Origin of the sequence: Actinomyces sp. Z16 (genome assembly GCF_003111765.1) — a bacterium.
GTDB lineage: Bacteria > Actinomycetota > Actinomycetes > Actinomycetales > Actinomycetaceae > Actinomyces > Actinomyces glycerinitolerans.
This window is the reverse complement of the sequence record NZ_CP027862.1, coordinates 329,700-341,069: the sequence shown is the minus strand read 5'-3', so window position 1 is coordinate 341,069 and position 11,370 is coordinate 329,700. Positions and strand designations below refer to the sequence as shown.

Sequence of the window (11,370 nt, the reverse complement as noted above, 5' to 3'; positions counted from 1 at the left end):
CGGTGACAGCCGGCTCTGGCTCGAGCGGGGGCGGCGCCCCACGAGCCGTTTGCCCGTCAGCGTTCCTCAGACCCTGCCGACTCCTCGATCAGTCGGTCCAGGATCTCCGGCACCCTCTGTGTCACCGCCGCCCAGAACAGGTCGTCATTCATCGACTGACGGCGTCGTTCACAGCGGCACCGCCTCTCGGACGGCGCTCTTGAGGGCATCGGGCACCGAGGTATCAGCCACCGCCTCGACCGGGAATCCCGTGAGCTCCTCAACCTCGGCGGCGAAAAGGGCCAGATCGAACAGGTCGGTGCCGGGGGCGGGCGTGACCAGCAGATCAATATCGGAGTCGAAGGTGTCCTCACCGCGCAACGCTGAGCCGAACACCCGCGGATTCGCGAAGCCGTGAGCCCTGGCACTGGCGCTGATCTCATCGGCGTGTGCGGCGAGCGGAATGGACGGACGGTAGTCGGCCGCACGCAGGACGCGTTCCAGCATTTCGTCGGAGACGGAACGCCTGCCCGACTCCATCTGGGCCAGACTCGGCTGGCGCAGGCCAGCACGTTCAGCCAACTGGGTCTGCGTCAACCCCGCGTCACGTCGTGCGGCACGGATGAGCTCGGGCGCCGCATCAATGTTGAAGCGCCTCATGCTCAAAGTGTATAGCAGGAATGCTATTACGCTGCGGCGTGTTTGTGTCGGCGCCTCGACGTAGCCTGAGCCCCATGCCAGCCACCGCACCCGCCAGCACTGCCCCGTCCAGCCCGACCACCATCAGTGTGCGCGGCGCTCGCGTGCACAACCTCAAGAACATCGACGTCGAGGTGCCGCTGGGGAAACTGGTGACAGTGGCGGGCGTGTCCGGGTCGGGCAAGTCCTCCCTGGCCCTGGGGGTGCTCTACGCGGAGGGCGCCCGCCGCTACCTGGAGTCGCTGTCCACCTACACGCGCCGGCGCCTGACGCAGGCGGCCCGCCCCGACGTCGACGAGGTCCTCCACGTCCCCGCCGCCCTGGCCCTGCACCAGCGTCCGCCCGTACCCGGCGTGCGCTCCACCTTCGGCACCTCCACCGAGGTGCTCAACTCGCTGCGCCTGGCCTACTCCCGCCTGGGTTCGCACTGCTGCCCCAACGGCCACCCCAATGCGCCCAGCACCGACGTCGCCCTCGAGGTCCCCACCACCTGCGCCACCTGCGGGGTGGAGTTCTACGGCCCGGGCGCCGAGATGATGGCCTTCAACTCCGAGGGTGCCTGCCCCCGCTGCGAGGGCACCGGCGTCGTGCGCACCGTGGACGAGGCGAGCCTGGTGCCCGACGAGTCGCTGTCCATCGATGAGGGCGCCGTCGCCCCCTGGCAGAACCTGATGTGGTCGATCATGAAGGACATCGTGCGGGAGATGGGCGTGCGCACAGATGTTCCGTTCCACGAGCTGACGGAGCAGGAGCGGGAGATCGTGTTCCACGGCCCCGCGGAGAAGCGACACTTCTTCTACGTCAACGAGAAGACCAACACGGCCGCCGAAATGGACTTCACCTACTACAGCGCGGTGCACACCGTGGAGAACGCGCTGTCCAAGGTGAAGGACGAGCGCGGCATGAAGCGGGTGGAGAAGTTCCTCCACGAGGCCGTCTGCCCGGACTGCGGCGGCTCCCGCCTGTCCGCGGCGGTGCGCTCCACGAAGGTGCGCGGCATCGGCCTGGACGAGGCGTGCCGCCTCCCGCTCGGCGACCTGGTGCAATGGGCGGCCGGCATCCCGGACACCATGCCGCAAGAGCTGGTGGCGATGGCCCGACAGATCGTCGACGAGCTCACCGTCACCGCCCGCCGCCTGCTGGATCTGGGCCTGGACTACCTGAGCCTGGACCGGGCCTCCTCCACCCTGTCCACCGGGGAGCGGCAGCGCGTCCAGCTGGCCCGGGCCGTACGCAACCGCACCACCGGGGTGCTCTACGTGCTCGACGAGCCGAGCATAGGCCTGCACCCGGCCAACCTGGACGGTCTGACCGGCGTGGTGCGGGACCTGCTGGCGGACGGGAACTCGGTGCTGGTGGTGGATCACGACGTCGCCCTGCTGCGCGAGGCCGACTGGCTGCTGGAGATCGGTCCGGGCTCGGGCGACGCCGGCGGCCAGATCGTGGTCAACGCGCCGATCTCGCAGGCGGTGGCGGATCCGGCCAGCCGCATCGCCCCGTTCATCACCGGCCGGGCGGAGGTCGTCTGCCGCGAGCGGGCCGAGGCCGACGAGGCCTTCGCCCACGGCGCCATCCACCTGGAGACCGCACCGATCCATACGGTCCACGCGCTCGACGTCGCCATCCCCGAGCAGCGGCTGACCGCCGTGACCGGAGTATCCGGCTCCGGGAAGACCACCCTGGTGCTGGAATCGCTGGTGCCGGCACTGCGCGCGCTCGCCGACGACGCCCCCCTGCCCGCACCGGCCACCTCCATCCAGACCGAGCAGACACAGCGAGTGGTCGTCGTCGACGCCTCCCCCATCGGCACGAACGTCCGCTCAACCGTGGCCACCTACTCCGGGGTCATGGACGAGCTGCGGCGCGTGTACGCGCGCACCCCGGCCGCGCGCCAGGCGGGGTTGAAGGCCGGCGACTTCTCCTACAACACCGGCTCGCTGCGCTGCGAACACTGCGACGGGACCGGCCAGATCGTCCTGGACGTGCAGTTCCTGCCCGACGTCGACATCGTCTGCCCCCAGTGCGACGGCTCCCGCTACGGCGAGGCGGCGCGTGAAATCCGCCGAGTGCCGGGCGGCGGGGCCGCAGGCGCCCGGGCGGCGGGCGACCGGCAGGCCGACGGGGGCGATGGCCACCAGACAAACGGGGACGACGGCGGCCGGGATGCCGCGGGGCTGTCCCTGCCGGAGCTACTGGCGCTGACGGTGGACCAGGCCGAACAGGCCTGCGCCGACCTGCCCAAGGTGCGCCGCCACCTGCGCCTGCTGTCCGAACTGGGACTGGGCTACCTGACGCTCGGGGAGACGACGACGGCCCTGTCCGGCGGCGAGGCGCAGCGGTTGAAGCTCTCGGCCGACCTGGGCCGTGACCAGCACGGCACGGTGTTCGTGCTCGACGAGCCGAGCATCGGCCTGCACCCGCTGGACGTGCGCGTGCTGCTGGGCGTGCTGGACCGGCTGGTGGAGCGGGGCGCAAGCGTGGTGGTCATCGAGCACGACCTGGACATGATCGCCAACGCCGACTGGGTCATCGACATGGGCCCGGGCGGCGGCGAGGCGGGCGGCCGCGTGGTCGCCGCCGGCACCCCGGAGCAGCTGGCCGCCGCAGCAGAGCGGAACGCGAACACGGACGGCGTCTTCCCCGCAGACGCAACCAGCAGCGTCACTGCCCGTTACCTCGCCGCCCATCTGTCCTACGCAGCCTCCCCCTCCCGCCGAGGTCGGTAGAAGTTACGTGCCGAGGTCGGTTCAAATGACGCGTCGCCGCCTGCCCTCCGATTCCCGCCGGCCTGCGCTCCTCCCATCAACGGTCAGAATCCGCGCTCCGCGCGCAGATCGAATACCATTTCCTTCGATCCATGGTTAACCGTCCCGGTCTCCACGAACCCCAGCTTCTCATAGACGTGCTTCGCGCGTGCATTCGATGGGTCGCAGTCGCAGGTAACCAGATCGAACCGCTCGCGCATCTGCCGTGCCCTACCCAGAACCAAACGAATGGCCTCCGTACCGTACCCCTTGGAGGTGTTCTCCTCAGGGAACATGATTCTCCATATACGCAGAGCACGCTCAGAGTCATCCTCTTCCAGTAGCAGGAATCCCACTGGATCATCGCCATTGCATATCGCATAGGGAAACACGTCACCGTTGTCGCGGTATAGCCACGCCTGCGCAAGCGAATAAACATTGGGCGCCACATACCCTTCGTCCACAGGTCGTTTCATAGCGATTATCGCAGCGAAGTTCTCCTCCGTGATGTCCCTCAGCGTAATCAAGTATGATCCCCTCCCCTGCCGCAGACCAGCGACATGCTACACGGTATACGTACTACGGTCTTCATTGCCGCAGTTCCAGACCAACGAGCCGGCGTCCGCGAGAACCGCAAACCGTTTATCCGTCCGCAGTTGTCATTGGATGCATCACTTTCGTCCGCACCACCGACCCCGTCGATCAGGTTAACCGCACCTGCCGATAAAGACCCGACGAAAGGGGAAGGGGCGAGCACTACGTTGAGGTCTAGACACGCAGCGGACACTCGCTCATCGCCATCACGGTGCTTCTCAACGAGGTCCAAAGTCACCCTATGAACCGACTGCCCAAGTGGAAGCGAGAAGACCGGAACTCCACGAGATCCCACATCGATCCCATCACCGCAGCGTTACCCGCCGTCTGCCCCGACAGAACTCGCACCATCGCCATCCCGGGCGCCGTCGGCGCCCTCGACGTCCTTCCGGGGCCGACCCCTACCCCGCATGGGGGCGGCCTTTACGCCCCGGCCGGCGTCGTCGAGCGCGCGGCGCAGGATGATCTCGATCTGCGCATTGACCGAGCGCAGGTCGTCGGCGGCCCACTTGGCGATGGCCGCGTGGACCGCCGGATCGAGCCGCAACAGGACCTGCTTGCGCTTACCGCCCGTCATCGGCGCCCTCCGTCACCGAGCCGACCGACCTCAGGCGTACAGGGAGCCGGTGTTGACGACTGGCTGCGTGCGCTGGTCGGAGCAGAGCACCACCAGCAGGTTGGAGACCATCTGGGCACGGCGCTCGTCGTCCATGGAGACGATGTCGTCCGCCTCCAGGCGCTTTAGGGCCTGGTCCACCATGGTGACCGCGCCCTCCACGATCTGCTCGCGGGCGGCAATGACAGCCCCGGCCTGCTGCCGCTGCAGCATCGCCTGGGCGATCTCCGGGGCGTAGGCGAGGGAGGAGATACGCACCTCGATGATCTCCAACCCGGCGATCGCCACGCGCGCGGCCACCTCCTCGGCCAACTCGGCGGAGACCAGGTCGGTGCCGCCGCGCAGGGAGGTCTCACCGGGGCCGGGCTCGTCGTAGGGGTGGGTGGTGGCCACGTGCCGCAGCGCCGACTCCGCCTGCGCCTTGATGAAGGCCTCGTACTCCTCGACGGCGAAGACCGCGCGCGCCGTGTCGGCCACCTGCCAGACAACAATGGCCGCGATCTCCACGGGGTTGCCGTCAAGATCGTTGACCTTGATCTCGTTGGTCTCGAAGTTGTGGACCTTGATGGACACCTTCTTGCCGGAGGTCAGCGGCGGCACCAGGACCAGGCCGGTGCGGCGCACGGTGCCGATGTAGCGGCCGAAGAACTGGCGCACGCTGGTCTGCCCCGGGGCCACGATGACGAAGGAGGAAAACAACAGCAGCGGGATGGCCAGGCCCACCGAGCCTACGACCAGGCGCGACACCCCACCCGGTTCACCCTGATCCGCGGCGATGGCGCCGGTGATGAAGGCGGCTATGGACAGGCCGAATATCCCCAGCAGCAGGAGCAGCACCAGGAAGGCCGCACCGGATCCGGCGCTGATGGCGGGACGCTCAGCGATGTCGACTCGTCCCTTGACGACGCCGGACTCCTGCTGGGCGATGGGGGCGTGGGGCGCCGCGGACATGATGACCTCCGGTTCGAACCGCTGCGGCGGAGGCGAACCCCTCCCGACTCCCGCAGCAGCTATAGCAATATGATAGCTATTTTTTGACGGGAGGCAAGCTCCTTCCCCTGCCGCCACCCACCCGCAGGCCCACGCCTGTCACCAGATGCACCACTTTCAATCACATCGCGCGCACCACGCTGTCAGAAACGGCCCGATTCCGCCGAATCACCGAGCGCTCACTACCGGGCAGGCTCCTAAAGTGGTGCATTCCGTGCCACCTTGACCGAGCCCGGGCCCTGGTTCTGACCTCCTACACAGGTGAACTCGGCACGGGTAGAGCCACCGCCTGGGAGGTGAGACGAGCCCAGTAGCTGTGCACGCCGTCGGGCCGGCCCCGTAGCCTGGTGCCATGACCCCGCAGGACGCGCCCTCGCTCTTCGACGCCGCGGCCGACGCCGGCGGCCCGATCGTCGACGACCCCACTCGCCCGCTGGCGGACCGGCTGCGGCCGCGCACACTCGACGACGTCGTCGGTCAGGACCACCTGCTGGCCCCGGACGCGCCGCTGGGGCGGATGGTCGCGGCCGGCCGCCTGGCCTCGATCATCCTGTGGGGCCCACCCGGCTGCGGGAAGACGACGATCGCCCGGCTGCTGGCGGAGCGCACCGGCCTGGTGTTCGAGCAGGTGTCGGCCACCTTCTCCGGCGTGGCCGACCTGCGCAAGGTTTTCGCCGCCGCCGCGCGCCGCCGTGAGGTCGGCCAGGGAACGCTGCTGTTCGTCGACGAGATCCACCGCTTCAACCGCGCCCAGCAGGACTCCTTCCTGCCGTATGTGGAGGACGGCACCGTGGTGCTCGTGGGCGCCACCACCGAGAACCCCAGCTTCGAGCTCAATGGGGCGCTCCTGTCCCGCTGCCAGGTACTGGTGCTTCACCGTCTCGACGACGACGCCCTGGCCGAACTCCTCGCCCGCGCCGAGGCGCTGCTCGGTCGGCGACTGCCGCTGACCGACGGCGCCCGTCGCGCGCTGCTGACCATGGCCGACGGCGATGGGCGCTACCTGCTGGGCATGGTCGAGCAGGTGGTCGGTTACGCGGACTCCCAGGGGGCGACCCCCGACACGGGCGCCGATACGCCCACGGGACCCGCCCCCACCGAGCCCGCCGCACTCGATGAGGAGGCGCTGGCCGCCGTCGTCGCCTCCCGGGCGCCCCTGTACGACAAGTCCTCCGAGGAGCACTACAACCTCATCTCCGCGCTGCACAAGTCCATGCGCGGCTCCGACCCGGACGCCGCCCTGTACTGGTTGGCGCGCATGCTGGCCGGCGGGGAGGATCCGCTCTACATTGCGCGGCGGCTGGTGCGCTTCGCCTCCGAGGACGTCGGCATGGCCGATCCCGGCGCGCTGCACATGACCCTGGCCGCGTGGGACACCTACGAACGGCTGGGCTCCCCGGAGGGCGAGCTCGCCATCGCTCAGGCGGTCGTCTACCTGGCGACGGCGCCGAAGTCGATCAGCGTCTACCGGGGCCTGGGGCGGGCGATGAGGCTGGCGCGGCAAACCGGTTCACTCATGCCGCCGGCACACATACTCAACGCGCCCACCCGGCTGATGAAGGAGCTCGGCTACGGCGAGGGCTACCAGTACGACCCGGACACCCCCGAGGGCTTCTCCGGCGCCGACTACATGCCGGAGGGCCTGCCGCCGCGCGAGCAGCGCGAGCGCCTGTACGAGCCCACCGCCAACGGGCAGGAGCGCCGCATCCGTGAGCGCCTGGCCTACTGGGACGACCTGCGCGCCAAGCTCCGCTCCGACAACTGATGCCTCAGCAACCACCACTCGAGCGCGGGCGGGCCACACGCATTCGGTTCACCTTCGTGCATAAGAGTTGCTATACTTAGCCCATGGCGGCACCTTCTTCTGCCTCCGAACTCGCAACAATCGCGCGGAAAACCGACGCGGACGTGCGCGAAGCGCGCGCGCGTCTGGTCTCTGCAGTACGTGCCGCCCATCGCGCAGGCATGACGCAAACCGAGATCGCCACCCAAATCGGTCGTTCTCAACCCGAGGTGTCGCGCCTCCTCCACTTTCATGGGACAACTCCGCTTGCTCGTTGCTTGCGTGCGCGTCGCGCCGAGGTGACCAAGTGCATCAAGGAGGCCGGGGGCTCCAACGTGAGGGTTTTCGGTTCGGTAGCCACCGGCAAAGACCACCAGGATTCAGATATCGACCTGCTTTTTCAAATGGATCACCCCATGAGCCTCATGGAATTGGAGCGGCTCGAGGCCCGCCTTGAAACTATCCTGGGGACCAGCGTCGACCTTGTCCCCGACTCCGCTGTCGCCCCCTATATGCGCGATCGCGTTCTCCGAGAGGCGGTCCCCCTATGACTCCCACGAGTCGCACGCCGCTTGAGCTCATCGATGAAGCCCTCTACCACTTTGAAGCCGCACAGGCCTACGCTCAGCGTGATATCACCGACCCCATGACTCTTGACGCGATATCGCTCCGCCTGGCTGCAGGCATTGAGGCGTTCGGCGCGCTCCCACCCCGTCTACGAGATGAGGCAGCCCAAGGGGAATGGCACCTCCTAAGAGGAATGCGCAATCGCATTGCTCACGGCTATCTGCAAGTCGATCCAACCATCGTGTCAGCGACCGTTCAGCGTGACGTGCCAGCGCTGGTTGCGACCCTTCGTTCCCTGCATCAAAGACTCAGCAGCAACTGATACTGTCCGACTGTTCATCTGCAACAGCAGGTACTCCGTCACGGATAGGGAATACCGACTCACCGCGCAACGCCATATCGACCGATCTCGACGGTAACGTCGACCGATCTCGATGGTTATATCGACCGATCTCGGCGAGGGGGCACGGTGAGCGACTGTCAGCGCTCGCAGAGGACGGCGACGGTGCGTCCGGGGACGGTGATGACGCCGGTGTTGGCGTCGAAGCGGGTGTCCTTGACGATCGGGTCGGCGCCCTCCATCTGGATGTCGCTCAACTCGAAGTAGCGATCCATCAGCGCGTCGACCCGCTGCTTGACGGTGCCGGGTTCCGGGTTGAAGACCACCAGCAGCCCGTCGAGGTCGGGGTCAATGTCGCTGTCCCCGGCGCCGTCGTCGATCAGCATGATTACCAGCCCCGGGGCGGCGTCGTCGGCGGTGGGGAACGAGACGCGCTCGCGGATGAGCGCGGCCGTCCCCAGGGAGAACAGCCGACTGGAGCGCCGCAGCCGCAACAGGTCGAGGGCCTGCTCCTGAGCGGCGGCAATATCCGCGGCGGTGGGACGCAGATCCTCGTGCATGAGGATGCCGGCCTGCACCACCCAGGTGTCGAAGTTGCGGGCGGCGGGCGGCAGCCCCCGACCCCAACCGTTGTCGCGCCCGGTCCAGTCGATGGCGTTGAAGTGGTCGCCGGAGTTGTAGGAGTCGGTGTCCAACGACTTGCTGCGCAACAGCTCGGTGCCCGCCGCCCAGAAGCAGGGGGACTGCCCGAGCGTGACGGTGGCCAGGCACAGCGTGTTCATGCGGATGCGCTCGGCCATGGGGGTACCGAGCGGCAGCTTGTAGGCGAGCCGGTCGAACAGGGTCTCGTCGTCGTGGGCGTCGACGTAGTTGATGGAATCGCTGGGGGCGAGCCCGTAGGCGGCGGGTTCCTCGCCGTAGCGGATCTCCTCCCCCCTGGCCCATTGCCCGTCGGGACCGGGCAGCTCGAAGTCCCGCAGGTTCCCGGCCAGGGCCAGGCGCACCAGGTCGGCGCGCCAGGCGAGGTCGTTCCGCAGAGTCTCCTCGGAGCGGTCGTCAAAGCCGTTGGGGTCGGTCAGCTCGCCGTTGCCCAGGCCCTGCGGCACCCGGGGGTCGGTGTCGGCTCCGCGCCCGTGGACGGCGTCGCGGACACGGTCGTTGAAGGTGCCGATGCCGAGCGCGCCGACCTGCCCCTGGGTGGCCTGAGTGAACAGCGCATTGTCCGCCACCTCCCCCATGTTCCAGCCCTCGCCGTACAGGTAGATGGGGTGGCCGACGGCGTCGTCCGCGACCTCCGCCAGCGCGTCCTGGAGCCGGGCCATGGTCTCAAGCGAGTGGTAGCCCATCAGGTCGAAGCGGAAGCCGTCCACCCGGTAGTCGACCACCCAGGACACGCAGGCGTCGATCATGAGCCGCTCGGCCATCCGGTGCTCGGTGGCGATGTTGTTGCAGCAGGTGGACATCTCCACGTTCCCGGCGGCGTCGAGGCGGTGGTAGTAGCCGGGGACGATCCGGTCGAGCACGCTGTGAGGATCCTGCCCGGAGGCCCCGGTGTGGTTGAAGACCTGATCGAGCACCACCTGCAGACCCATGCCGTGGATCGCGCCGACCATCTCCCGGAACTCGCGCACGCGCGCCCCGCCGTCCTGGCAGCCCGCACGCGCATAGGAGCCCTCGGGAGCCAGCCAGTGCCAGGGGTCGTAGCCCCAGTTGTAGGGGTCGGAGTCGCCGACGGCGGTGACGGCGGCCTGGGGGCGTCGGGAGGCCGGGGAGGCGTCGGCGGGAATCTCGGGGTTGTGCTGGGCGGCACGGTCCTCGGGCACGGAGCAGAAGTCGAAGGTGGGCAGCAGGTGCAGGGTGTCGATACCGGCGGCCGCGAGACTGCGCAGGTGGCGGGTGCCGTCGGAGGCGAGCGTGAAGGCGGCGTAGGTGCCGCGCAGCTCCTCGGGGACGGAGGTGTCGGCGGCGGAGAAATCGCGCACGTGCAGCTCGTAGATGGCGCGGGCCGCGTCATTGGTGACGATGGGGCTGAGGTTCTCCCGCCAGGCGGACGGTTTGAGGGCGCGCTGCCCCAGGTCGACGACGACGCTCCGGCGCGAGTCGACGGTCAGTGCCCGCGAGTACGGGTCGGTGACCAGGTTCGTCTCAATCGCCCCGGTGGCGGGGACGTACACGCGTACCTCCCATAAGTACTGGGAGCCGGCGTCGATGCCCGCGGCACGAGAACTGCTCGCGTCCACTTCCCAGCGGCCGTCCCAGGACTCGGCCTCGGCGCGGTATGCGGGCACGCGAATCGGATCGCCGTCGACCAGCGGGACGGAGCCCGTGGGGTCGCCGGTGGGCCAGGCGAGCAGGGTGACGTCGACGGCGGTCGGGGCCCACAGGGCGAAGGCGGGGGCGCCGTCGGGGGCGATGTGGGCGCCGAGGGGCGCCGAGCCGTCCCGAGCCGCGGCGTCGGCGTACAGGCGGTCCAGCACCGGCCAGATCTGCACGCCGGTGAAGGCCGTGACCCAGCCGCCGGTGGACGCGGCGGTGCGCTGGACGACTGCGAGTTGGCCGGCCAGCAGCATGGTGATGTCCTCGCGCTCCACGCGGCGACCGCCGAACTCGTCCTCCAGGGACAGGGCCAGGTAGCCGCGCAGGGCGGGGTGAGCGGCCATGGCCTCCTCACCGAGCAGGTCCTCCAGCGAGCCGTGGATACACAGGGGGATCTCCTCGCCCTCGGGACCCGGATCGAGGATGCCGTCGACCAGGCGAGCACCGCCGGCGGGGGCGGCGACCAGGCCGAAAGTGACGGGGGTGTGAGCCGGGGTGCCGACCGGTGGGCGCACGCGCAGCGCCTCGACGTCCACCATCGCCGGCATCAGGTCGTCCGGCCAGGCCAGGGTGGTTTCGTCCACCCAGTAGGCGCGGGCCTCTCCGACGCCGGGGAGCTCGTGGCGGACCGGGGCGTCGTGATGCACCGGGACGACGATGGCCATAGGAACACCTTCCTGCCTGTTGGCGCCGAGTGTAGTCCGATGTCTCCGGGGAGTAGCAAGCTGTGTCAAGACACCGC

The 11,370-nt window shown here is 68.6% G+C and carries 9 protein-coding genes; 4 read left to right on the top strand and 5 right to left on the bottom strand.

What is annotated here, in order from left to right; translation table 11 throughout:
* Positions 1-168 precede the first annotated feature (168 nt).
* Positions 169-639: a helix-turn-helix domain-containing protein gene (locus tag C3B71_RS01435; RefSeq protein WP_073327881.1), complete on the bottom strand. Its 471-nt coding sequence runs from the start codon at positions 637-639 to the stop codon at positions 169-171.
* Between the two features lie 74 nt (positions 640-713).
* On the opposite strand from C3B71_RS01435, the gene C3B71_RS01430 reads away from it, so the two are divergent.
* Positions 714-3,404, top strand: a complete 2,691-nt coding sequence (locus tag C3B71_RS01430; RefSeq protein ID WP_108965611.1) for an excinuclease ABC subunit A — start codon at positions 714-716, stop codon at positions 3,402-3,404.
* 83 nt (positions 3,405-3,487) lie between these two features.
* On the opposite strand, the gene C3B71_RS01425 is transcribed toward C3B71_RS01430, so the two are convergent.
* From C3B71_RS01425 to C3B71_RS01410, 3 genes are all read right to left on the bottom strand, one after another.
* Positions 3,488-3,949 (bottom strand): GNAT family N-acetyltransferase, encoded by a 462-nt coding sequence (locus tag C3B71_RS01425; protein ID WP_159097605.1) that lies wholly within the window; start codon positions 3,947-3,949, stop codon positions 3,488-3,490.
* A gap of 383 nt (positions 3,950-4,332) precedes the next feature.
* On the bottom strand, positions 4,333-4,593 hold the full coding sequence (locus C3B71_RS01415; RefSeq protein ID WP_108965607.1) for a hypothetical protein: 261 nt from the start codon (positions 4,591-4,593) through the stop codon (positions 4,333-4,335).
* A 30-nt stretch (positions 4,594-4,623) separates the two neighbouring features.
* A complete protein-coding gene (locus C3B71_RS01410; RefSeq protein ID WP_108965605.1) occupies positions 4,624-5,583 on the bottom strand; it encodes an SPFH domain-containing protein in 960 nt (319 codons plus the stop codon).
* 391 nt (positions 5,584-5,974) lie between these two features.
* Between C3B71_RS01410 and C3B71_RS01405 the strand changes: the two genes are divergently transcribed.
* The 3 genes from C3B71_RS01405 to C3B71_RS01395 all read left to right on the top strand — a co-directional run bounded on the left by C3B71_RS01405 (position 5,975) and on the right by C3B71_RS01395 (position 8,294).
* The gene (locus C3B71_RS01405) at positions 5,975-7,387 is read left to right on the top strand and encodes a replication-associated recombination protein A (protein WP_108965603.1); all 1,413 of its coding nucleotides are present in this window, start codon (positions 5,975-5,977) and stop codon (positions 7,385-7,387) included.
* Positions 7,388-7,470: 83 nt separating this feature from the next.
* Positions 7,471-7,956 (top strand): nucleotidyltransferase domain-containing protein, encoded by a 486-nt coding sequence (locus C3B71_RS01400; RefSeq protein ID WP_083565434.1) that lies wholly within the window; start codon positions 7,471-7,473, stop codon positions 7,954-7,956.
* The gene (locus C3B71_RS01395; RefSeq protein ID WP_073327891.1) at positions 7,953-8,294 is read left to right on the top strand and encodes a HepT-like ribonuclease domain-containing protein; all 342 of its coding nucleotides are present in this window, start codon (positions 7,953-7,955) and stop codon (positions 8,292-8,294) included. The genes C3B71_RS01400 and C3B71_RS01395 overlap by 4 nt, the downstream gene beginning before the upstream one ends.
* Positions 8,295-8,452: 158 nt before the next feature.
* Here the strand turns inward: C3B71_RS01395 and pulA are convergent, their stop codons facing one another.
* Positions 8,453-11,293, bottom strand: a complete 2,841-nt coding sequence (gene pulA / locus C3B71_RS01390) for a pullulanase-type alpha-1,6-glucosidase (RefSeq protein WP_108965601.1) — start codon at positions 11,291-11,293, stop codon at positions 8,453-8,455.
* Between the last annotated feature and the right edge of the window lie 77 nt (positions 11,294-11,370).

What these genes read in the sequence shown, in the direction of transcription:
- C3B71_RS01410 (WP_108965605.1), bottom strand. Translation starts at nt 5,583, where the DNA reads ATGTCCGCGGCGCCCCACGCCCCCATCGCCCAGCAGGAGTCCGGCGTC.
- C3B71_RS01400 (WP_083565434.1), top strand. Translation starts at nt 7,471, where the DNA reads ATGGCGGCACCTTCTTCTGCCTCCGAACTCGCAACAATCGCGCGGAAA.
- C3B71_RS01405 (WP_108965603.1), top strand. Translation starts at nt 5,975, where the DNA reads ATGACCCCGCAGGACGCGCCCTCGCTCTTCGACGCCGCGGCCGACGCC.
- C3B71_RS01415 (WP_108965607.1), bottom strand. Translation starts at nt 4,593, where the DNA reads ATGACGGGCGGTAAGCGCAAGCAGGTCCTGTTGCGGCTCGATCCGGCG.
- pulA (WP_108965601.1), bottom strand. Translation starts at nt 11,293, where the DNA reads ATGGCCATCGTCGTCCCGGTGCATCACGACGCCCCGGTCCGCCACGAG.
- C3B71_RS01395 (WP_073327891.1), top strand. Translation starts at nt 7,953, where the DNA reads ATGACTCCCACGAGTCGCACGCCGCTTGAGCTCATCGATGAAGCCCTC.
- C3B71_RS01435 (WP_073327881.1), bottom strand. Translation starts at nt 639, where the DNA reads ATGAGGCGCTTCAACATTGATGCGGCGCCCGAGCTCATCCGTGCCGCA.
- C3B71_RS01430 (WP_108965611.1), top strand. Translation starts at nt 714, where the DNA reads ATGCCAGCCACCGCACCCGCCAGCACTGCCCCGTCCAGCCCGACCACC.